The organism is Lacimicrobium alkaliphilum, from assembly GCF_002591895.1.
Lineage (GTDB): Bacteria > Pseudomonadota > Gammaproteobacteria > Enterobacterales > Alteromonadaceae > Lacimicrobium > Lacimicrobium alkaliphilum.
The window spans coordinates 89,728-112,450 of the sequence record NZ_NISX01000011.1; the positions used below are offsets into that span (position 1 = coordinate 89,728).

General features: G+C 49.8%; 17 protein-coding genes. 7 read left to right on the forward strand and 10 right to left on the reverse strand.

What is annotated here, in order from left to right:
* Positions 1–143: 143 nt before the first annotated feature.
* A complete protein-coding gene (locus tag CDA54_RS11890; protein WP_099035239.1) occupies positions 144–830 on the reverse strand; it encodes an ERCC4 domain-containing protein in 687 nt (228 codons plus the stop codon).
* Positions 831–1,013: 183 nt separating this feature from the next.
* On the opposite strand from CDA54_RS11890, the gene CDA54_RS11895 reads away from it, so the two are divergent.
* Both CDA54_RS11895 and CDA54_RS11900 read left to right on the forward strand, forming a co-directional pair.
* A complete protein-coding gene (locus CDA54_RS11895) occupies positions 1,014–2,063 on the forward strand; it encodes a helix-turn-helix domain-containing protein (protein WP_099035240.1) in 1,050 nt (349 codons plus the stop codon).
* 87 nt (positions 2,064–2,150) lie between these two features.
* Positions 2,151–3,410, forward strand: a complete 1,260-nt coding sequence (locus tag CDA54_RS11900; protein ID WP_099035241.1) for a serine hydrolase domain-containing protein — start codon at positions 2,151–2,153, stop codon at positions 3,408–3,410.
* 2 nt (positions 3,411–3,412) lie between these two features.
* On the opposite strand, the gene CDA54_RS11905 is transcribed toward CDA54_RS11900, so the two are convergent.
* The 3 genes from CDA54_RS11905 to CDA54_RS11915 all read right to left on the reverse strand — a co-directional run bounded on the left by CDA54_RS11905 (position 3,413) and on the right by CDA54_RS11915 (position 10,241).
* A complete protein-coding gene (locus CDA54_RS11905; RefSeq protein WP_099035242.1) occupies positions 3,413–4,228 on the reverse strand; it encodes a crotonase/enoyl-CoA hydratase family protein in 816 nt (271 codons plus the stop codon).
* A 146-nt stretch (positions 4,229–4,374) separates the two neighbouring features.
* Positions 4,375–6,642: a catalase/peroxidase HPI gene (gene katG / locus CDA54_RS11910; protein WP_099035243.1), complete on the reverse strand. Its 2,268-nt coding sequence runs from the start codon at positions 6,640–6,642 to the stop codon at positions 4,375–4,377.
* Between the two features lie 341 nt (positions 6,643–6,983).
* Positions 6,984–10,241, reverse strand: a complete 3,258-nt coding sequence (locus CDA54_RS11915) for a S41 family peptidase (protein ID WP_180237202.1) — start codon at positions 10,239–10,241, stop codon at positions 6,984–6,986.
* 225 nt (positions 10,242–10,466) lie between these two features.
* Here CDA54_RS11915 and CDA54_RS11920 point away from each other — a divergent pair, with 225 nt between their 5' ends.
* The 4 genes from CDA54_RS11920 to CDA54_RS11935 all read left to right on the forward strand — a co-directional run bounded on the left by CDA54_RS11920 (position 10,467) and on the right by CDA54_RS11935 (position 15,154).
* Positions 10,467–11,333 carry a WYL domain-containing protein gene (locus CDA54_RS11920; protein WP_099035245.1) on the forward strand — a complete coding sequence of 289 codons (867 nt, stop codon included), beginning with the start codon at positions 10,467–10,469 and terminating at the stop codon, positions 11,331–11,333.
* A gap of 220 nt (positions 11,334–11,553) precedes the next feature.
* Positions 11,554–13,728: a M3 family metallopeptidase gene (locus CDA54_RS11925; RefSeq protein WP_099035246.1), complete on the forward strand. Its 2,175-nt coding sequence runs from the start codon at positions 11,554–11,556 to the stop codon at positions 13,726–13,728.
* A 244-nt stretch (positions 13,729–13,972) separates the two neighbouring features.
* Complete coding sequence (locus CDA54_RS11930; RefSeq protein ID WP_099035294.1) at positions 13,973–14,347, forward strand: PA2779 family protein; 375 nt, start codon at positions 13,973–13,975, stop codon at positions 14,345–14,347.
* Between the two features lie 36 nt (positions 14,348–14,383).
* The gene (locus CDA54_RS11935; RefSeq protein ID WP_229748144.1) at positions 14,384–15,154 is read left to right on the forward strand and encodes a PA2778 family cysteine peptidase; all 771 of its coding nucleotides are present in this window, start codon (positions 14,384–14,386) and stop codon (positions 15,152–15,154) included.
* A 4-nt stretch (positions 15,155–15,158) separates the two neighbouring features.
* On the opposite strand, the gene CDA54_RS11940 is transcribed toward CDA54_RS11935, so the two are convergent.
* Complete coding sequence (locus CDA54_RS11940; protein ID WP_099035295.1) at positions 15,159–15,647, reverse strand: YcxB family protein; 489 nt, start codon at positions 15,645–15,647, stop codon at positions 15,159–15,161.
* Between the two features lie 150 nt (positions 15,648–15,797).
* Here CDA54_RS11940 and agaR point away from each other — a divergent pair, with 150 nt between their 5' ends.
* Positions 15,798–16,811, forward strand: coding sequence for a transcriptional repressor AgaR (gene agaR / locus CDA54_RS11945; RefSeq protein WP_229748145.1), 1,014 nt, complete (start codon positions 15,798–15,800; stop codon positions 16,809–16,811).
* Positions 16,812–16,851: 40 nt separating this feature from the next.
* On the opposite strand, the gene CDA54_RS11950 is transcribed toward agaR, so the two are convergent.
* The 5 genes from CDA54_RS11950 to CDA54_RS11970 form a co-directional block, all read right to left on the reverse strand.
* Positions 16,852–17,397 carry a gluconate 2-dehydrogenase subunit 3 family protein gene (locus CDA54_RS11950; protein WP_099035247.1) on the reverse strand — a complete coding sequence of 182 codons (546 nt, stop codon included), beginning with the start codon at positions 17,395–17,397 and terminating at the stop codon, positions 16,852–16,854.
* A gap of 5 nt (positions 17,398–17,402) precedes the next feature.
* Entirely contained in the window at positions 17,403–19,091 is a 1,689-nt protein-coding gene (locus CDA54_RS11955; protein WP_099035248.1) for an FAD-dependent oxidoreductase, read from the reverse strand.
* Between the two features lie 270 nt (positions 19,092–19,361).
* Complete coding sequence (gene nagA / locus CDA54_RS11960; RefSeq protein WP_099035249.1) at positions 19,362–20,549, reverse strand: N-acetylglucosamine-6-phosphate deacetylase; 1,188 nt, start codon at positions 20,547–20,549, stop codon at positions 19,362–19,364.
* Complete coding sequence (locus CDA54_RS11965; RefSeq protein WP_099035250.1) at positions 20,550–21,452, reverse strand: ROK family protein; 903 nt, start codon at positions 21,450–21,452, stop codon at positions 20,550–20,552.
* Between the two features lie 13 nt (positions 21,453–21,465).
* Positions 21,466–22,596, reverse strand: coding sequence for an SIS domain-containing protein (locus tag CDA54_RS11970; RefSeq protein WP_099035251.1), 1,131 nt, complete (start codon positions 22,594–22,596; stop codon positions 21,466–21,468).
* Between the last annotated feature and the right edge of the window lie 127 nt (positions 22,597–22,723).

Below are 22,723 nucleotides of genomic sequence, written 5' to 3' on the forward strand. Positions count from 1 at the left end.
AGAAGGGATTCCCCGCTCATATAATCCTAACTAAGTAGGAATATATACAAAATCTAAACATAAGACAATATAATCCTATTATTGCAGGATTGTATTAAACGAAAAGGTGAATATTAACACCGACCACAGTGATATTTCCGCTGTTAGTTATGGTATCCGGAATTAGCCGCTTTGCTTTTCAGTGCAGGGTAGTGCTTGTCCAACAAAAGCCTGATGGCCAGAGCTTTGGCGGCACCAATCCCTTCAACCTCAATTAACTGAGCTTCGCTGGCGGCAAAAATGGCGGCCAGCGAGCCAAATTTGGTTAACAGTGCCCTGGCCAACTTGACGCCAATACCCGGGAAGCCCTGCAATATATATAACTGACGCCGGTAACAAGAGCGCGGACGATACCCACCTCGATTGATCTCATCTCTATCAATAGTGCGTTTTTGCTGTACTGCATAGAGCATCAGCTTTGCAGTTTCCTGAGTGCAATAGGAGCGCAAGACAGCAAGCTCGAAGATCAGCGTCAAACTCACCATGGCTCCGAGGACGGCACGTCTGTCAAAAGCCGTTTTGCTGATACTTTTTGCTGTACCTTCAATGATCAATAAGGGCTTATACGGAGACTGGCAGAGTCGGCTTGCCTGACTAAACAAGCGTCCATCGATAATCGAAACCAATAAGTCATCAAGCCGCTTTCGCTCCACCAGCAACCAGTTATCCAGCAGGTAGTCACCACAGTGAAGATGCCTGATCTCCACTGCGACATCAGGTATTGATGCCAGAAACGCTGGAATACCACTGGGCTGCTCCCTGTCATCCGCCGTTATATAGATCCTGTCCAAAACACTTAAATCCCTGAAAAGCCAGTCTGTACAGTATAGGACGGTTCAATTTTTATTATCTGTGGGATCAATGCACGTAGTTCTGGCCTTTTCTCACATGGCGTAACGGCTGAGCAAAGGTTTACTAAATTTCATGCTGCTTGTAGTATCGATTTCCTTCAGAATGACCTGACTTTACCCCCTATGGAAAACCCTATACTGCTGGCCCCTATGCAGATTGTGGACTTATTCTGCCGCTTCGCCGCAGTCGGTGTTTTGTTCAGTTTGCTGCTGAATAGCTTTTATCGTGCAGTGTCAAAGATCACCTGGAGTTATGCCGCGCTGGCGGTCTGCTGCGTCGCCTATCTGCTGCTCACCGCGCCAATTGCCAATCACCACTATGGCTGGCTGCGCCCGCCACTGTTATTGCTCACTGATCTCACTTCCCTGGCATTACTGAATCTTTACTGGCTGCATACCAAAGACAAAATCATGCTGTCTGCCCTGCCCCGTTGGGTACTGGTAACAGGCGGCATCTGGTTATTTTGGATAAGCTATTTCTTTCTGTTTAAGGCGGGACGTGGCCTCTACCACGATATTCATCACACTCTGTGTTTATCGATATTGGTGTATATCCTGATCGATGCAATAAAAAGTTTTGAGGATGACCTGGTCGAAAAACGCCGGCGGTTGCGACGGATAATGATCACCACCATCAGCTTTTACATGGCCTTATTAACGCTGGTTGAGCTTGCTCAGACCAGTCTCAAGGATCATTGGCTATTCAGCCTCAGCAATGCGACCGCGGCATTACTGGTAAGCCTTTATTTTAGCAGGGAATATAACCTTATGGCTGGACGCCCATCAGCCGAATCGTCATCCCCACTTCCCAGAGAAAACACAGAGCCTGAACCGCATCCCCTGATTGCAGTGCTTACCAAACTCATGAAGGAGGGCTTTTATCAACAAAATGGGTTAACCGTTAATCAACTGGCTCGTGAGCTGAAGGTTCCGGCCCATCAATTGCGCCAGATGATCAATACGCAGATGGGTTTTGATAACTTTACTCAATTTATCAATAGCTATCGCATACCCGACGTATGTGAAGCGCTGTCAGATCCGAATCGTGCCAGAGATCCGATCCTCACCATTGCGCTGGAAGCCGGTTTTAATTCCATCGCCCCTTTTAACCGGGCGTTCAGACAACAAATGGGCATGACGCCGAGCGAATATCGTGATCGATTTCAAAAGTGATCAGCAATTTTCAGTATCAATAAGACGTTAGCCGCCTGCTGCTCTAGCCTTCTGAACCATCGCCCATATTAGGTTCAGGAGCACAAGATGCGCAAACTTACCTTATTCACCGTTATTTTTATTCTCATCGCCGGCTATATTATGCTGGCCCCGGTTTATCAGTTTTATGCCCACCGCGGCAAAGTCCCTATGCTCCCCTGGGGCTATCTGACCATCCCCACTGACAGCCCCGGTTTTTCTGAGGTAAAGGATGACCGCTATACACAAGCCGGGAAGACAATGATTGAAATACTCGAGTCACATCGCCAGAAAATTAACAGCCCCGGCATTTCAGCGGCAGTGGCCATCGACGGTAAACTGGTCTGGCGCGGAGGTTCAGGCTGGGCTGATATTAAGGCCAACAAGCCCGTCAATGCACAAACTCAGTTTCGGATAGGCAGTACGTCAAAAGCACTTACCTCGACTTTACTGGCTCGCCTGGTGCAGAAAAATACCCTGAATTTAGACACACCCTTATCCCGTTTCGACGTGTCGGCGTTAAATCCGGCATGGGATGTTATCACGCCCAGGCAGCTGGCTTCCCATATGGCGGGTATTCCCCATTATGGCGACAATACTGAATGGACTGGCCTGTACCGGTTTATGACCATTAACACCCGGTATGAGGATGTGCTGGATGCAGTGCGGCTGTTTGATGACAGCGACATGCTCTTTGCGCCCGGTGAAGACTTCAGCTATTCCAGCCTGGGAACGGTTTTACTGAGCGCCGTGATGCAGCAAGCCGCTCAGGTCCCCTACCAACAGCTGATGCAAACGGAGGTTCTTGCACCCCTGGATATGCAGCACACACATCCGGAGCCTCCTATGGGTACGGCCTCAGAAAGTATGGCCCGTTTTTACTGGCGCGAGGATGAGTCGCACCCCGTTGTCCGGCCCTGGCGGGACGTGGATCTGAGCCATCGGCTGGCCGGTGGAGGTTTTATCTCAACACCTTCTGATTTGGTTAAGCTGGGACTGGGGTTTATCAATAATGAATTTATCCGGCCACCTGTTCGCCAGCAGTTCTGGACTGTACAAACACTAAATAATGACAAGCCTAACGAACAACATTATGCCATTGGCTGGCGCGTGCCCCGGCACGACTATGGCGAGGGTATTGCTGAACTGTTAACCGCCAATCACGGCGGCGTTTCTCGTGGTTCACAAAGCTGGCTGATGGTGATTCCAGAGTACAATATGGCTGTGGCGGTAAATATTAATACCAATACGGATACGTTCTGGGACTTTGGCAGTGTCTCTACCGAGCTGGCCAGAACCTTCATTACCCAACGGCAACGAACCCGGTAAAACTAAAAGGTCGTTCTGTCCTTAAACGGCTTTGGCGCCTGATCTTTTGCCAGACCGTTTTGCATGGCAATACGCTGATTTTTGCGCCCCAGAATGCGCAGCTGGATAAGCCGCTCCCACAGCAGTGCGCTACGGGTGTCTCTCTTCCAGGTCTTTTTAAACAGGGCCTTGGCAGCGGCCACCGCATCGGGACTTTTTTCACATAAGGTTTGCGCCAGCTCTTGTGCAGATTGAAGCGGTTCGTCGCTGATTCTACTGATAAGGCCATATTCCGCTCCCTGCTCTGCGCTAAATATCCGCCCGGTCATGGTCAGCTCCTGGGCAATATCCACCCGGGTCAGGCGCGACAGCGTGACGGTACCACTCATATCGGGGATCAGGCCCCATTTGCCTTCCATAATGGCCAGCCGGGCATCCGGTGTGGCGATTCGATAATCACACCCCAGGATAATCTGCATACCGCCGCCAAAACAGTTGCCGTGTACCGCCGCGATTACCGGCATGGGTAAATCCCGCCAGATATGGGCAATGCGCTGAAAGCGGTTATCTTTTGACCAGGGCAGTTTAAGGAAGAACTTCACCGCCATAGAGGGGTTCTTCGCCACCGAGGCAAAGTCCAGCCCGGCACAAAATGACTCGCCAGCCCCTTTTAAGATCACACAGCGAATACTGCGGTCTTTTTTGATGGCTTTAGCGGCATCCAGCAAGCCATAGAACATGGCTTCATTCAGACCATTGTGCTTATCAGGGCGGTTTAAGGTCACGGTGGCAATATCGCCCTGCTTTTCCAGTAATACAGTGTTATTGGTGCTGTTCATGTTGTGCCCGGCGAAAAGAGGTCTGACCACACTCTAGCAAGATCAAGCAGGCTTTTCACCGCTTTTAATAACCGAGTACTTTGCACAAGACATAAAAAAAGCGGCAGCCTGAACCAGTGCTGCCGCCCTTTTTAGCCGGATGCTACCTAGCGATCCAGATTCATCACCTTGCTCCAGGCTTTGACAAAGTCCTGTACAAACTTCTCTTTCGAGGTGTCGTATGCATAGACTTCGGCTACCGCCCGCAGCTCTGAGTTAGAGCCAAAGATAAGATCCACCGGTGTTGCGGTCCACTTAGGTTCACCTGACTGACGATCCATGCCCTGATATATGCCATCCGTGTCAGTTTTCTTCCATAATGTGCCCATATCCAGCAGGTTCACAAAAAAGTCATTGCTGAGCGCACCGGGCCGGTCTGTGAATACACCATGATCCATGCCCTTGTAATTGGCATCCAGCACGCGCATACCGCCGACCAGTACTGTCATCTCAGGTACGGAAAGGTTCAGCTGATCAGCTTTGTCTACCAGTGTCACGGTAGGCGACTCATAGCTTCTGCCGGCATCATAATAGTTACGGAAACCATCGGCAGTCAGTTCCAGAAAACCAAAGGAATTGGTATCGGTTTGCGCCTGTGTGGCATCCCCGCGACCAGGCTTGAAGGGTACATCCACCTCAAAACCAGCGTTTTTAGCGGCTTGTTCAATGGCAACGGCACCACCGAGTACAATCATATCCGCCAGCGAGACCTTTCTGGGCTTCAGGAAGCCGTTGTTAGCATCCTGCTGAATCGCTTTAAGCTCCTCAACCACTTTGGCCACTTCATCGGGATTGTTCACTTCCCAGTCTTTTTGTGGCGACAATGCCAGGCGGCCACCATTAGCACCACCGCGCATATCTGAATCACGGTAACTGGCCGCTGAAGCCCAGGCCACCCGCACCAGCTCAGGCACACTCAGATCGGTATCGAGGATACGCTGCTTCAGCCTTGCCACATCCGCCTGATTAATCGTCGACTGACTGTCAGCGGCAATCGGATCCTGCCAGATATGAATTTCATCAGGCACTTCACTGCCCAGGAAATTACGTGGCGGGCCCATATCCCGGTGCGTCAGCTTATACCAGGCTTTAGCGAATGCCTGTTGATACACCTTTGGATCGGCCAGAAAGCGCTCGGCAATCTTGCGATACGCGGGGTCGGCCTTAAGTGCCAGATCGGCGGTGGTCATTACCGGTGGATTAAACTTGCCTTCAATATGCGCATCCGGTACCGCTTTATGCAGTGACTCATCAGTAGGGATCCACTGAATGGCCCCGGCCGGGCTGCGAGTTTGCTTCCATTCAAAGCCGAGCAGGTTACTTAAATACAAGGAGGTCCAACGGGTGGGCTGCTGCGTCCAGGCCCCCTCAAGCCCACTGGTGATGGTATCTTCAGAATGTCCCTTGCCACATTTATTCTTCCAGCCCAGGCCCTGCTCTTCAATGCCTGCCCCACCGGGCTCTTTTCCCAGACAATCAGAAGGCTTGTGGGCACCGTGCATTTTACCAAAGGTGTGACCACCAGCAATCAATGCCACCGTTTCTTCATCGTTCATGGCCATACGTGAAAAGGCCACTCTGATGTTCTTAGCAGAACCCATTGGATCAGGCTTACCTTTGGGACCTTCGGGATTCACATAAATCAGCCCCATATGCGTAGCACCTAACGGGCGCTGTAGCTTGCCTTCACGGTCTTCACGGTCACTGGCCAGCATTTCCACTTCCGGGCCCCAGTAGACAATATCCGGTTCCCAGTCATCGGCTCGGCCACCGGCGAAACCATAAGTATCAAAGCCCATGTTTTCCAGTGCCACATTACCGGCCAGTACTATCAGGTCCGCCCAGGACAATGCTTCACCATACTTTTGCTTAACCGGCCAGAGTAAGCGTCTGGCTTTATCCAGACTGGCGTTATCGGGCCAGCTGTTGAGCGGGTCGAAGCGCTGCTGCCCGCCACCAGCGCCGCCACGGCCATCCAGAGTCCGGTAAGTACCGGCGCTGTGCCAGGTCATACGGATAAAAAACGGACCATAGTTACCAAAATCAGCAGGCCACCAATCCTGAGAGGTAGTCAGCAAGGCATCGATGTCTTTTTTGGCGGCCTCAAGATCGAGTTTGCTGAACGCCTGTGCATAGTCAAAGTCGGCACCAAGAGGATTAGAGCGACCGTCATGATCCCTCAGTGGCGATAAATCCAGTTGTTCCGGCCACCAAAACTGATTCGATCTGGCCTGACCGGGCTTAACACTGCCGGTACCTGAAGCACCTTTTGGCTTGGTCATCTCCGCCGTTTCTGCCAGTACCGGTCCGGACAAAAAAGTCAGGCTCACCAGCGTGGCCAGCGCAGAGCGCAGTAGCATGGGGTGTTTATTCATTTTCTGCTTCCTTCATTCACGATTGACTCTGATGATTCAGCGAATCTACCATCGTTATTCACCGGCCACCTGGGCAGTTACTGTCAGGGCAAGAACTGCCCCTTTGCCTGTGGTTTGATGAAAACAGCACAAACCCGCTGTTTTTAATCAAACAGAAGCATAGACACAAAGTTGTTAATTGGGAGTTAAATAAAAGCGATTGCCCTAATCGTGAAAAGCTATACCAGGGCAAAAGAGTAAAGGATAAAAACGAATCTGAGGATTAGACTGATTTGGCAAAAAAGTTGATACCCTCCACCCGGGAAAGCGGGCAGAGGGTATACAAAACATACTATCCTGTTCTACTGTACAGGCACTGGAACCCGAACTGGAGCTTCAGGCTGAGACTTAATCGGTGATTGGTATGTTTCAAGCTCTTCCAGACCAACCTCGATTGCTTTGTCCAGCTGAGGATCACGGCCCTGAGCTGTACTACGGGTCCATTGCTCAACATTAATATCAGGCGCAACGCCCTCGTTCTCAACCTGCCAGTTGCCTTCCATGTCGTAGAAACCTGAACGCGGTGCAGTCATTCTTCCTCCATCCACAAAGGCAGGCACCCCCCAGATACCAACCAGACCACCCCAGGTGCGTTTACCCACCAGCTTGCCCAGGCCGTAATAACGAAACATGTAAGGCAACATATCGCCACCGGAGCCGGATACTTCATTAATCAGCATGACCTTGCTCCCCCAGATTCCGAGACCGGGACTACTCAATGGTTCATCCGGTGAAAACGGATTATTAAAGAAGCCATTCAGCTCACGGCGCAGAGCATCAATAATGTGATCAGCAATAAAACCACCATGATTAAAACGCTCGTCAATGATCACACCAGGCTTATCCGCCTGCGCATAAAAGTAGCGATTAAATGAGTTATAACCTTCTTCGCCGGTGTTCGGCACCCAGACATAAGCAAGCTTGCCCTTCGACTGTTGCTCCACATATTGACGATTTTGCTCTACCCAGTGATTCTTACGCAAAGCATTATCGTCCTTAATCGGCTTAACCTCATAGTCTGTCCGGGTATCAGATGAATCGGGATGACCTATCGTGACTGTGGTTACCTGGGACAATGTACCTTCAAAATAAGAGTATATATTGCGGTCCGGATCAACAGGTTCTCCATTCACGGCAAGCAGATAACTATTGTCATCGATAAGATGAGCGACTTTACCCAGCGGCGCTTTGACATTGTCATTGGCAAAGAATGATTCCCCGGTATAAATATGGGCAAGTCTTACTCCTTCCTCGTCCATCACCATATCAACACCCAGCAAACCTACCTGAGTTTTTGCCACGTCCGGTTTGTCGCCAACAGAAGTGTAAGAATGGCCGATTGATACTTCACCGCCCAGAGTATCCAGCAAATACGTCATATCCACCGGATGTCTGACCGATTCCACCAGCGGTTTATAAGTATCGTATACTGCATCCCAGTCCGCTCCATGAAAATTATCTACATACAGGTAATCTCTCTGATAACGCCAGGCTTCGCGAAAGATTTGCTGCCACTCCTGCTGAAAGTTAACCCTTTTTTTAAGTTCCACCTTGAGCGTCTTATCCTTTTTTGAAGAACCTTTGGCAGCGTCAATCACGCGATAACTGGACTTGCTTTTCACCAGTAGCGACTTACCATCGACAGACACCCGAAAGTCATCGATCTTATCTGCCAGTTTTTTCACCTTCCGTGACTTGGGGTCGAAACTCATCAGATCAGAAGCTTTTTCTCCTTTGGCGTCCTTGTAGTTACTGATAAAAAACAGCTTGCCATCTTTACCGCTGGCAAGGTGACTGAAATGCCCTGCTTCGGCCGTAACAGGCTGGATACGACGGTTAAATCCGGCCAGGTCAAACTCAATATTGGCAATTTCCTGCTGAGCACTGTCATCCGCTGGTTCTTTTTCTTCCTCTTCGCTGGAGTTGTCTGTAGCAACCTCTTCTTCATCAGAGCGAAGGGGCAAAAGCGGCTTGCTATCATCGTTAACCGCTGCTGCATACAGATGATAGTCAGGCGTAAAGCTGATACTCGACATATCCAGCCAGGAAGCCTTAGGACCGTAATCAACACTGGCAAAGAAATATATGTACTCGCCGGAGGCATCCCATACCGGCCAGCGCGTTTCTGCCATCCCATGGGTAAGCTGCATGCTCTTGCGTTTCTCTACTGAGTAAAGATGTAACTCGCGGAACATATTAACATTCTGTTTTGTATACAAAATATAACGACTGTCCGGTGACCAGCTTGGCATCATGTCGGGTTCCGGATGCACTCTGGGATTGGTATCAATAATTTTGGTGGTCTGGTTTTCCCGGTTAGCCACCCAGAGTTGTTGTGAGGAATCAGTAAACAACAAGCGTTTCGAATCCGGCGACCAGTGTAAATCCTGGTAGAACCCTTTACCGGCCAGAGAAATCGTTGTCTGATGCTTGCCGAACTGATCACTGATTTGAAGCTCATACTCGCCGGATTCATCAGTAAACCACGCGATAAACTGGCCATCATCAGACCAGGCAGGTGCATGCTCTCTGCTGCCGGAGCTGTTGCTTAACGCCCGCGGCGAACCATGCTCTACCGGAACAGTAAAGATATCACCTCTGGCACTGAATACCGCCCGTTTACCACGAGGGGAGAAATTAAAGGCTGTAATATGCTCATGGGCATTTACATATCCCTCCCTGGCCCAGAAAAAATCTCCGCTGACGTCAATATTAAGTTTCACCGGCGCACCGCCATCGCGCTGAATGTACAGATCGCCAAGGTACTCGTACACCAGATTATCACCGTCAACGGTGAAGCCCATTACATCGTAGTCATCGTGGCGGGTAACCTGCTGAACCTGCTTATTCTGCGGGGAGAACTTAAAAACATTGGTCACTTTCGAACGATTAGATAAAAAGTAAATATCACCGTTTGACGACCACAGCGGATCCACCTCGAAGTCATTATTAAAAGGCAAATCGTATTCTTTCAGGTCATCCAGATTAATGATACGCAGGGCCTGGTTTTGCCCGCCGCGGTAATTGCGCCACCCTCGGTCCCAGAATCCGGCTCGACGAAAAACAACTTGTTCACCACTGGCATTGTAGTCCCCGTCAAAGGCCCTTTGCATTGGCAACATCTGCGGGTTGCCACCATCAATACTGACAGTGAAAAGCCTTGGCCAGTTGCGTGGTGCCGAGTATCTGGGTGAGCGAAACAGCACCTGTTTACCATCAGGTGTCCATCCCACCGCCTCATCATTACCGGGGTGAAATGTCAGGCGGCGAACATCGCCGCCGTTAATACTGACCAGATAGACATCTTTATTACCATTGTATTCGCCGCTAAAAGCAACATACTTACCATCCGGAGAAATAACGGGAGAATCCTCACTGCCCTGATAACTGGTGAGACGATGTACCGGCCCCCCCTTCAGAGTGGTCTTCCATAAATCATTGGCATAAGTGAAGACAAGCGTGTCATCATGAAGCGTTGGTTGCCTGAGCAACTGTGTTGCACCGGCTGTAAATGAAAGTGCCAGCAAGGTACAGACGTAACAAAAGTGTTTTAGACTCATCATTATTCCTATTATTGTTGATATTATTACCCTTTCCTAAGGCGAAAAATTACCGCAAACCCGCCACCGTAGTCTCAGCCTAATGCAACTTTCTATAAATTTCATACATATAAGTGAAGAAGAAATTTCTCAGCGACTTATAACTTAGCGACTAAATGGCATTGCTTTACAACCCTGTCAAAATAAACCACACTAGCGGCAAAGCTCACCATTGCCCGACGAATAATGCTCCGACAACTCAGTTTTGCTCAAAAGCAGCGCCTCGCATACATCGACTTCTGCTTATTATTCAAAGGGGCTATTTATCGCCAGGATCTGATCAACCGATTTGAAGTTGGTCTCTCAGCGGGCTCCCGGGATTTCAGTATCTATAAGGAACTGGCTCCGGCTAACCTGAACTATGATTCGCGGGAGAAACGGTATTTTCAGACCGAACAGTTCAAACCATTGTTTGAACACGATGCCCAGCGCACTCTGGTAAAACTGGCCAATGATATTTCTGATGGCTTTGATGCTATTGGCGACATTCACTTCCCGGTAGAGTCCCCGTCCAGTCTGAATATACCGGATATCTATATTGTTGCGCGCCTGGTACAGGCGATTCTCAGTGGCAAGTCGGTCAATGTAGTTTACACCTCTCTTTCCAGCGGTTCCGGAGATCGTGATTTAGTACCCCATTCCATTGTAGATAACGGCCTGCGCTGGCATGTACGGGCCTTTGACCGCAAGACCCAGAGTTTCAGAGATTTTGTCCTGACCCGAATCAGCAAAGTCACCATCAAAGCACCACCGCAACCTCACGAAGAAGTTGAAGCCGACCAGGAATGGCAACGGCTGATTCCCCTGCAACTGGTGCCTCACCCTAAGAACGTGCAACACCCCACCGCCATTGAAATGGACTATGGTATGGAAAATAGTCAGTTGCTGATTAACGTACGTGCTGCCATGGCCGGTTATCTGCTCAGACGCTGGAATGTGGATTGTACCGAACGGGCCACCCTAAAAGGTGCCGAATATCAGTTATGGTTACAAAACCGCTTTACCCTGAATAATGTGGATAATCTTGCTATCGCTCCGGGGTATAACCTTTAGTCAGTGACGCCATCACAGTAAAGCACTGTTGCCGCCGGCTGGCATTGACAACACCAGCTCAGCCCCAGGTGGATTGCAATGTCTGGTCAATAGCGATAGTTTCAGCAGTCGCAGTATTATTCATACAGAACAATGTCTCGCCTGTGATCGGCCAGCCTCATTCCAGCCGGTCCGGGTTGGCGACAAACATCCCCCATAAAAACATAAAAAGAGGATAACGATGAAAATTAAACAACAATGGATATCCGTCGCAATCGCCGCGGCGCTGGCCGGCCCCCTTGTGGGTTGTGGGCCAAAAACCCCGTCACCCGAAGGCACTGCCAAGAGCACCATTGAGCAACCACAGAAAACAGAGAATCCGTTGCTGGCAGAGTGGTCAGGCCCTTTTGGTGGCGTGCCCGCGTTTAATAAAATGGAACTGGCGCTACTTAAACCTGCAATGGAAAAAGGCATCGAGTTACATCTGGCCGAGCTGGACGCCATTGCCTCTCAGGAAGCTGAGCCCACTTTTGACAACACCATTGTGCCTTATGAAAAAGCCGGCGCAGATATCAACCGGGTATATCCTTACTATGGAATCTGGCGTTCAAATTTATCATCCCCCGAGTTTCGCGAAGTACAGCAGGAACTGGCGCCCAGGCTGGCAGAGTACAGGTCCGCAATCAATCAGAATGATGCACTGTTCCAGCGTATCAAAGCCGTTTATGAAAGTGATGCAGTTAAACAAATGCGCCCTGATCAACAGCGCCTGGTGAGTCTGATTTATGACAGCTTCGCCAGCAATGGAGCCACCTTAAGCGGTGAAGCCAAAGTCCGTTATGCTGAAATCAATAAACAACTTTCGAAACTGCACACCGAATTCAGCAATAACGTACTGGCCGATGAAGAAGGGTATGTGCTGTACCTGAGTGAAGATCAACTCGGCGGCTTGCCACAATCTGTGATTGATGCCGCCGCCCAGGCTGCAGCAGATCGCGGTAAAGAAGGTATGTATGCCATCACCAATACCCGTTCATCCATGGATCCGTTCCTCACCTACTCCACAGAACGTGAGCTACGTGAACAGGTATGGAACGATTATTACAGCCGCGGTGACAATGACGGTGCGCACGACAACAACGCCATTATTGCCGAAATCCTCAAACTGCGGGATGAACGTGTGGAGCTGCTGGGTTATGAAAACTATGCTCAGTGGCGATTGGAAAACCGTATGGCCAAAACACCAGAAAATGCCATGGATCTGATGATGTCGGTGTGGCCCGCGGCACTGGCCCGTGTTGAACAGGAAGTAGCAGACATGCAGGCCATTGCCGATGAAGAGGGTGCCGATATCACCATCAAGCCCTGGGATTATCGCTACTATGCCGAGAAAGTACGCAAAGCCCGCTACGATCTGGACTCCGACGAAGTAAAACAATACCTGCAATTAGATAAGCTGCGCGAAGCCATGTTCTATGTAGCCGGGCGTTTGTTTAACTTTGACTTTAAACCGGTCGAAGCAGGCTCAGTGCCGGTCTTCCATGAAGACGTAAACGTCTGGGAAGTGACCGACAAAACCAGCGGCGAGCATATTGGCCTGTGGTATCTCGACCCCTTCGCGCGTCAGGGTAAACGCTCCGGCGCCTGGGCCTACAGTTACCGCAATCACACCACCTTTGATGGCAAGCAAACCGTACTGTCGTCGAACAACTCTAACTTTGTTAAGGGTAAACCCGGTGAGCCAGTACTGATCAGCTGGGATGACGCCGAAACCTACTTCCATGAGTTTGGTCATGCCCTGCATGCGCTGGCCTCAAATGTGGTTTACCCCACACTCAACAGCGGTGTACGTGATTACACCGAGTTTCAGTCACAGTTGCTGGAGCGCTGGTTGCTCACCGATGACGTGATTGATAATTATCTGGTGCATTATCAGACCGGCGAGCCGATTCCGGCTGAACTGGTAGAAAAGATCAAAAAGGCCGCCACCTTTAACGAAGGTTTCAAGACCACTGAATACCTGGCCTCGGCACTGGTGGATATGAAATTGCACACCACCGACCCACAGGGCATTGATCCAGATGCGTTTGAGCGTGAAACCCTCAAAGAACTGGGCATGCCGGAAGAGATTGTGATGCGTCATCGTACGCCACATTTTGGTCATATTTTCTCCGGTGAAGGCTATTCTGCCGGGTATTACGGCTATATGTGGGCCGAGGTGCTCACCTCCGATGCCGCCGAAGCCTTTGCCAGTGCGCCTGGCGGTTTCTATGATGAAACCATGGCGAAAAAACTGGTTGAGCATCTGTTCTCTATACGCAATGCCATGGATCCGGCCGAGGCCTATCGTGCCTTCAGAGGCCGTGACGCCGAGGTGGAAGCGCTGATGCGTGACCGAGGCTTCCCGGTAAAATAAGCCACCGCCACGTAAAACAAAGGCGAAGCAGATTAACTGCTTCGCCTTTTTTACTGGCCTGCGCACGGCTAAAAACTCATATCCTGTTTACCTGTAGTCAGTCCGCAACTGGCCTCGTCTTTTTTGCTTAAACCCGCTAATTAGCTTAGGCTCTGGTTATTGCGAAAATTAAACACTCTGCAATGTGACGCTGGTTTGGCAACCAAATCAGATCTTAAAAAACGAGTTCAAGGATATCTGAATGATGAGTAAATTTTTAAAAGCCGTTATCACTGGATCAGTTTTAATTTTCAGTCTCGGGCAGGTGTCCGCTGCGCCCTATAGTTCGGACCAGGTTATTGCCAGTCAGCAACACCAATATAATAAGCAGCAGGTATTGTCATTCTTAGACAATGCTGAAGTACAGAATAAACTGGTTGCTCTGGGAGTCAGCCCTGAACAGGCAGAGCAGCGCATTGCCAATATGACCAATGAAGAACTGGATGCCTTAAACAGCCAGATGAATGAGATGCCGGCAGGCGGCATTGTCGGAACCATTGTAACGGTACTGGTGGTTGTGGCTGTGCTGGATCTGATGGGTATTACTGACGTTTATCCTTTTATTCGACCTATCAGTTAAAAGCTTTTGGCAATCTCACTTTGGCAGGCCTGCCTTATGGCTGGCCTGCTGATATTACTCAGTGGCTGTCAGACGCCCCCACAGACTCAGCGGTTACTGTCATCCCCGCCTGAGATAGCACGCCAGCACCTTATTCCGGATATACCTTTTTATCCTCAGCAACAATATTTTTGCGGCCCAACTACACTATCTGAGGTAGCTGGTTTTTACGGGCTTGAACACAGCCCGACTGATATTGCCCCCAACACCTTTGTTCCCGGCCTGGAAGGCAGCCTGCAGGTTGAAATGACAGCCGCTACCCGGCAACTGGGTCTGCTGGCGTACGCACAGCGCGCCAATATGAAGCAGTTGTTAAGTCTGGTTGCCGAAAATATTCCGGTGATCGTGCTGCAAAACAACGGCATTGCGATGTTTCCGCAATGGCACTATGCCGTAGTGACGGGTTATGACCTTGAAACTGCCGAAGTTATTCTCAATACCGGCGTAACACAAAGGCATCGATTGAATTTTGCGACCTTTGAGCGTACCTGGCAGCGGGGCAATTACTGGATGTTAGCGATGTTACCCGGCGACAAAGCCAGTAAACACCTGGATCCCTTTGTTTATACCAAAGCCTGCCAGGATTTACTCAACACCAACCAGACTGACACCGGGATAGCCGCACTTAAAACCGCCACCAGGCAGTGGCCAGAATATTGGCTTCCCTACTTTTTACTCGGCAATCATTATTTCACAGCCGAGCCTTTGGTTGCTGAGACGTGGTTTACAAAGGGCCTGCATTTGGACAGCAACAGGTTTCCTATCTGAACAACTACGCGCTTTTCATCGCTGACTTACTGCGGATAAAGGCAACGGCCTCATCGGACAAACAACGATTGGACAAATAAAAGCGCGCCTGCCCCTGATACAATAACCAGCCTCGTTCGGTTGACTCAATCCGGGTCACATTCTCCCAGTTCAGCATGCTGTCAACATAGGCGGATTGGGTGTGAACCCCTTGTTCATCGATGGTCAGATCTACCTTATTACCTGCGGCCCGACTAAGCATCTGGCGGGCCAGCCACCAGGACTTTTTAAACCGCACATTTAACCCTTCGACCACGCCAAGCCCTACCAGGAACCAGGCCAGATAAGCCGTGAACGGGGTAAACAATAATACCACCAAACCGGCAATGGCCAGGCTCAGGGCCTTACCATAGGCTTTTATGCCGCTTTCGAGACGCGCTGACTCGTCAAAGGTTTCACTGAAGTGGCTCTTATCCAGCAAGTAAGTAGTGGTATAGTGAAAGTCGCTATTCATCTTATGGCTATGCATTGTTGAAGTATGGGCAATGTAACTCAGATAGATAACCCTTGGCGAGTCTAATCACGAGTTCATAGTCCGCTGTCAGCTTCAATACTGCTGCAGGGAAAGGAGGATAAATTCCCGTCGCTCTATGTACACAGGCTGTTGGAACAGCCCTTTACCAATCCGGGGGATAGCGCACAATACAGCAGCGTGCCGTTGACCACTACACCTGCCAGTCCCAATGCGCTGTGCTCTCAAGCTTTGGAAATACTCCCTATCGAACCAGCAGGGTCTGCCAAGTGCTTCACCACAATAACTTTAACTTTCGATAACCAACATATTGGTGTATTTTCTAGCGATACTTTATATAAAAATAGCAAACTGAAAGCTAATGAGGGTCAAATGCTCAATACAGTGGAAAGGCGCAGTGAAATTGTCAAACTCATCGAAAGTACAGGAAACGTTAAAGTTAAAGAACTGGCTGAGAAGTTCAATATCTCCACTGTTACCATACGAAATGACCTCAATGATCTGAGTCGCACAGGATTACTCGTCAGGGCCCGGGGGGGCGCCATTGCCAGTGGCCGCCTGGCCAAAGAACTCACCATCAACGAAAAACACAAGAAAAATCACAAAGTTAAGGTCGCACTAGGTAGATATACTGCGTCTCTGATCCAGAATGATGACGCCATCATTCTGGATTCAGGAACGACTGCAGAAGAAGTCGCCAATCACCTCAATGATAAAGAAAACTTAATCGTGATGACGAATGGCCTCAATATCGCCTATCAGCTCGCTCCCATTGAGGGTTGTGAGGTGTTCATGATTGGCGGGCAACTGCGTAAAAAGTCGATGTCTTTTTACGGGCCGGACACAGAAAAGAAACTCGAATACTATAATTTCAATAAGGTCATTCTGGGGGTTGATGGCATTGACCTTTCTCGTGGTCTGAGCACCCACTATGAACCGGAAGCCGTATTTAACCGGGTCATGTGTCAGAGCGCTGAGCAAATCATTGTCGTGACGGATTCATCAAAGTTTGGTCGCCGCTCGCTACATTCGATTATTCCGATCACGTCGATTGATATTCTTGTTACAGACACTAACCTGGATAAAGAAAGCCAGGATGAAATTCATCGACTGGGCATCGACTTGCATTTGGTCGATGTGGGCTAAGCAATGCTGTAAGCAAGAAAGCCACACACTTGCACGCACATCACCGGGACCATGTCGTGCGCTTATCCAACTCTGAAATTTTTATCTCCGGGTCGTAGTGCCCCGGTACGGGGTCAAAATTCAGTAACTGTCTTGCGACATACTCCGAGGTATAAAACCCGACCATGGCGAGTTGACGGATAGTATTGAGCGGCCCGGCAATCTCTTCGTCATCAGCCATTAACCCATCACCAATTAACTGCGTCATTGTTGTATCGGGCGCGCCTGCCATACGATTATATCTTTGGTACAAATGCTCAAGGCACCTCGTTATCTGCACTTTCTCACGCTGGCTTCTCGTTTGCTCGATAGCGCCATCAACAAACCTCGCCAGAGCAAGGTCAGCATTCGTTAAGTCCCGGGTTGGGATGAGATGCTCTACCAGGTGTGTAAAGAATGTCACTGTCTTTACCGGAACAAACTGATAGCAATAACCCTCCCTGTGTGACGTTTGACAAACCCGGGCCCACACATGTTCAACCTGAGCCGGTGCCAGACCTGCACCCAGCGCAGCAAGGGCGCCTGTTATAAATTCTCTGCGCTGCATAACATCTAAAAGCCCGTTTTAAATTGGCCAACCGCGTGCGCAGCAGCTCTGGCGGTAAAGGCCATGTATGTCAGAGAAGGGTTCTGATACCCCCCGGAACACATAAAAGCACCATCAGTGATGTAGACATTTTTCACTGTGTGAACCTGATTGTATTGATTCACAATCGATGTTTTCGGATCGTATCCCATTCGTGCCGTCCCCATCTCGTGAATGGCCTGGCCCGGATAGCTGCCCTCATCATAAGCCTGCACATTATCAAATCCGCATGCCGACAACATCTCAACGGCCTGAGATTGCATATGGCTACGCATCCGCTGTTCGTTTTCGCGAAACCGCGCATCAAAAACAACAGTGGGCAGGCCCCACTCATCTTTGCGCGTTTCATCAAGGTAAATGCGGTTACCTTTTCCCGGTAAGGTTTCACCAAAACCAATCAGCGCAACCTGCCAGGGCCCGGGCTTGAGCATGTCATCCCGAAATGCTTTGCCAAAAGACAACTCCTTAAATCCCCTTCGCCAGTCGCCCCTCGTTGCATAGCCCTGATAACCGTATCCCCTGATAAAGTCTAAAGAGCTATCTGGCTCTCGCGGTTTGAGGTTTACAAACCTCGGGATGTGAAAGCCCACAGGACGAAACCCCTGATAATAACTATCGCCGAATTTAGTCGTTGTGGCAGTGGCGCCAACTTTGAAGTGATGATCCATAAGATAATGGCCTAAAACACCACTGTCATTTCCAAGACCGTTGGGAAAACGTCGCGATTTCGACTGCAACAACAACGCCGTGCTGGCAATAGCCGACGCACAGCAAAAAATGACAGAGGCGTAGACCGCGCTTTTCTTATGGTTGTTGGTATCTATGGTTCGAACCCCGATGGCTCGCTGCTTCTGTTCGTCATAGATAATTTCTGATGCAATGGTATTGCTTCTGATGGTTAGCCTGCCGGTAGCCCGGGCCGCGGGCAGGGTAGAGGACAAGCTGCTGAAATACCCTCCTGTGGGGCACCCTCTCATACATCGTCCCCGGTAAAGGCAGGGTTGACGCGCGCCGAAATCCCCCGAGCCGATCAGGTGGGCGACACGACCAATTGTTAGTGCTCTGCCATTGAATTGACGATTCAGGACTTCACGCATATGACGCTCGACCCGATTCAATGGCATGGGCGGCAAATAGATGCCATCGGGCAATTGTTCAAGACCCATCATCTCGCCAGACACACCGATAAACGCCTCCACTTTGTCGTACCACGGAGCGATGTCTTTATATCGAACTGGCCAGTCATTACCGTTGCCATCGACACGATTTGCGCTGAAATCTATGTCACTGAGTCTTAAGCACTGACGTCCCCAAGTCAGTGATCGTCCACCCAAATGATAACCGCGAATCCAGTCAAATCGTTGTTGTTCCTGATAAGGGTGTTGCCTGTCATCAACAAACCAGTGTGCAATATCCGGATTAGTGGCATACCCGGTTCGGGCTTGCTTGTATAACCTTTTTTTGACGTCGTTGGAAACCAGACCATGGTTCGGCAACTGCCAATCGTGTTTATAGGCGGTGTGATAGTCAGCGCCATGCTCAACATAGCGCCCTCTTTCCAGCACAACCACACTCAGGCCGGCTTCTGTGAGCTCTTTAGCGGCCCAGCCTCCGGTTATTCCACTGCCGATGACAATCGCATCAAATGTTTGCATACCTTTAGAGCATGTTGACCTTTGCTGTATGAATTTTGTTCTAACTAAACGCTTTTTAATCGCGGCACTTATTTGTAGGCCTAATGGATTAAGTCAAAAATAAGCAACAATGAGTAAAAAGCGTTTAGGACGAACCCTTTGGGCAACGTTTGTGCGGCATTTCTACTGCTTCAGCACTCATTCATGTAGAACGACTACACCACATTCGCACTTCATTGTATAAATACCGCACAACTCGTTGCAAAAATATACAGCAAAGGTCAACACGCTCTAGTAGTGACTTGCCTTTTCACTCTCATCGGCGTTATAAACAAACCGGCCATTCACCAGTGTAGCTTTGACTCCGAGCTGATCATTTACCAGCGTTAAATTGGCTTTTTTACCGCAGGCGACACTGCCTGTTTTATCATCTATTCCGATATGCCTTGCGGGTACAATACTGGCCATATTAACAGCATCCAATAAGGGCACTTGTCCCAACCTGTTCATATTCAGCACCCCCTGGTTAAGGGTCAGGGTGCTACCGGCGAGCGAGCCGGATTGGGTTCTGGCCACACCATTTTTAACCTCTACGCTCAATTCACCGAGCTGATAAACGCCATCGGGAAAGCCACCAGCAGAGATACAATCGCTAATAAGCGCTATCCCGGAAGCGCCCTTTAAACGATAGATCAATTGTAGAATCGAGGGGTGTACATGAATGCCATCGGCAATGACCTCAGCCAGGGCTCGCTGATTTAGTAATACCGCACCCGCACATCCCGGATCACGGTGATGTATGCCACTCATACCATTGAAAATATGCACGCCACCCGCCGCGCCCTCTTCTAACGCCCGGCTGGCGCAATCAAAGTTGGCGTTAGTATGTCCGAGCATGACCTGAACACCCAGGCTGGCTAGATAGCGGATTTGCTCCATCGAATCTCCCAGTTCTGGTGCCAGCGCCATCACTTTTAAAGTACCTTTAGACGCTGCGTAAATCTTATCGATGCGCTCACGGGTCAAATCGAGAAAAAACGCTTCATTGTGAGCCCCTTTGTGAGCTTCGGCAAAGAACAGTCCCTCGTTGTATGCACCAAGGACTTCTGCGCCAGGCATACATAGCTCAGATGCCTGACCAATTATCTCATAGGCTCGCAAGGTTTTTTCCCAGTCGGCAGTAACGGTGGTTGCCAGAAAGCCGGTAACCCCGTATTTTGCCAGTGAGCGGGAAATGGTGCGAATGGAAGATAAACTGCCATCCATTACGTCGCATCCCTCCCGACCATGAATATGCAAGTCAATCAATCCCGGCAGCAGATTAAGCTCAGAATAATCTGCCACCTCAATACCTGGCCTGGGCTGGCTGCTAATATCGACGACAGAACCGTCATCAATGAGTACACAGTGGTTCTGTAACACTTCAGTTTCAGTTAAAACACTGCCCGCACGAATATAAAAGGGCCGTTGTCTGTGCATCTAGTCGCCTCCCAACATGGCCGCACCGCGCACGCCACTGGCATCCCCGAAGCGCGCATTAACAACCGGCGGCGCACTGAACCCCTTGAATAAGTACTTTTCGATATTGGCCGATAAGTGCTCAGCTATCTGCGCCACCTGAGACACTCCCCCACCGAGTACAATAATATCTGGCTCAACCAGCTTACACAGGCTGGCGAAGGTTTCTCCCAATATATCCAGATAACATTGCAAAATAGTCTGTGCTTGTGGGTCATTGGCGTCTAGTTGTGAGGCCCAATGGCTCGACGAGTGTCGCTGGCCAGTAAAATGCTGGTACAAAAATTCAATGCCTGGTCCTGCAATATACGACTCTGTGCATCCCACTAAGCCGCAACCACAGGTGAGCACCGGGAGTGCGTATTTCTGTTGCAGCTGAGCACTCAGAGGCAAGTGACCGTACTCACCTGCTATGCCCAGCTGCGTTTGCTGAATCTCTTTGCCAACACACAAACCACCCGCTGCGCCGGTACCAATAATCGCCCCGAATACACGGTGAAAGCCATCGCCTGCTCCCCGGTTCGCTTCCGAAAGCGCAAAACAACGCGTGTCATTCATTAATGCGACCTTTCTGTTGAGCTTTCGTTTAAGATCGGCCGCAATACACTGTCCCGTTGCGCAGGGAACATTGGCTGAAAGCACCCTTCCCTGGCTATTGATTAACCCGGGCATACCGATACCGACGTGGCTGTGCTCTCCGATCAACTCATCGGCTCGTACAACCTGGTCTCTGACAGCCATCAGAAACGACGCATAATCGCGCTTCGGTGTCGGGATCCGCCAGCTCTGAATCGCATTGAAATCGCGATCAAAGATCGCGGTCTCAATTTTGGTTCCACCGATATCAATACCTATATGCTTCATGACTATCGGTTACCTAAGCACACTCACTGATGGAGTGAATCTTCACCCCCTGCACAACTCTGTTAACCTCACCTGTTGGGCACGGGTTATCGGGAGATAACCCCAGCTTCAGTGATTGAAAGAAAGAGAGAATCTGGGCAAACACAATATAGGGTAAGCCAGCCAGAACATCCGGGGTGGATTCATCTATACCAAACTTCAGTAAATCAACGGAAACAACAGTTTGCGCAATGCCATCGGCCTGTAGTTCCGCCAGCAGGTCGTCATCATAAGCACGCGTATAGGTATTCAATGACGGAAAAATCAACACCGACGTCAATGGGTTCACCAGTGATTTCGGGCCATGGCGGAACCCTAATGGGGTCTCAAAGTAGCTCGTTTTTTTCCCTGCTGTTAATTCCAGACATTTAAGCGCGGCTTCCTTGGCAATGGCAGTCAATGACCCTGCACCTAAAAAGACTATTCTGTCGGCCTGTTTATTGGCCAGCGCCTGTATCTCGGGTACGCCTTTTTTGAGAATGTTGTCGGCACAGCGAATCACACTGTCTACAACATCAGAACTCACCGGTGAAAATACAGCCAGTGACGCCAGCAGCATTGACGTAAAACTACTTGTCATAGCAAAAGACTGATCGAGGGCCTGTTTCGGCATCAGCAAGGTGTAGGCGTTAGACTTCTCTTTTGAGGCGATCGCCAACTGCCCCTGTGGATTACATGTCACTATTAAATGAAAGCAACGCTTGACCACTTTTTCCGTTATCTCAACCGCAGCGACACTCTCGGGACTGCTTCCTGAGCGACCAAATGACACCAGCAGAGTAGGCACATCACTGTTGAGGGTGCTTTGTGGAGTGGCAACAATATCGGTGGTGCTTATCGATATGGCTCTTAGGCCAGTAGTCTTTCTGATGTACGGAACCACAGCGTCTCCGACATATGCCGAAGTCCCTGCTCCGGAGAATATTATTCGCAAGTCATCCAGCGCCAGAATCGGGTTCAGAAATTCCGCCAGCGCTTGTCTTTGTGCATCGACAGACGCCACTGTTTCAGCCCATACTTGCGGCTGCTGTTGGATCTCCCTGGCCGTCCAGAAAGCTTTTTTTTGTTTCAACATGTCTTGTGAAATGGATAAATAATCTGTCATTTCATTACTCTCCCTACGCGAAGCGCTCTGCTGCCTGTGACCACTTTTTCCATTCCACAGTGCGCTCTTTTCAGACGACGTTACATGATACTTTGACAAATGCACGGTCACTTACTGCTCCCTCGTT

Coding starts and splice junctions, on each gene's coding strand:
- CDA54_RS11895 (WP_099035240.1), top strand. CDS start 1,014: ATGGAAAACCCTATACTGCTGGCCCCTATGCAGATTGTGGACTTATTC.
- CDA54_RS11900 (WP_099035241.1), top strand. CDS start 2,151: ATGCGCAAACTTACCTTATTCACCGTTATTTTTATTCTCATCGCCGGC.
- CDA54_RS11905 (WP_099035242.1), bottom strand. CDS start 4,228: ATGAACAGCACCAATAACACTGTATTACTGGAAAAGCAGGGCGATATT.
- katG (WP_099035243.1), bottom strand. CDS start 6,642: ATGAATAAACACCCCATGCTACTGCGCTCTGCGCTGGCCACGCTGGTG.
- CDA54_RS11915 (WP_180237202.1), bottom strand. CDS start 10,241: ATGAGTCTAAAACACTTTTGTTACGTCTGTACCTTGCTGGCACTTTCA.
- CDA54_RS11920 (WP_099035245.1), top strand. CDS start 10,467: ATGCTCCGACAACTCAGTTTTGCTCAAAAGCAGCGCCTCGCATACATC.
- CDA54_RS11925 (WP_099035246.1), top strand. CDS start 11,554: ATGAAAATTAAACAACAATGGATATCCGTCGCAATCGCCGCGGCGCTG.
- CDA54_RS11930 (WP_099035294.1), top strand. CDS start 13,973: ATGAGTAAATTTTTAAAAGCCGTTATCACTGGATCAGTTTTAATTTTC.
- CDA54_RS11935 (WP_229748144.1), top strand. CDS start 14,384: ATGGCTGGCCTGCTGATATTACTCAGTGGCTGTCAGACGCCCCCACAG.
- CDA54_RS11940 (WP_099035295.1), bottom strand. CDS start 15,647: ATGAATAGCGACTTTCACTATACCACTACTTACTTGCTGGATAAGAGC.
- CDA54_RS11950 (WP_099035247.1), bottom strand. CDS start 17,397: ATGCAGCGCAGAGAATTTATAACAGGCGCCCTTGCTGCGCTGGGTGCA.
- CDA54_RS11955 (WP_099035248.1), bottom strand. CDS start 19,091: ATGCAAACATTTGATGCGATTGTCATCGGCAGTGGAATAACCGGAGGC.
- nagA (WP_099035249.1), bottom strand. CDS start 20,549: ATGCACAGACAACGGCCCTTTTATATTCGTGCGGGCAGTGTTTTAACT.
- CDA54_RS11965 (WP_099035250.1), bottom strand. CDS start 21,452: ATGAAGCATATAGGTATTGATATCGGTGGAACCAAAATTGAGACCGCG.
- CDA54_RS11970 (WP_099035251.1), bottom strand. CDS start 22,596: ATGACAGATTATTTATCCATTTCACAAGACATGTTGAAACAAAAAAAA.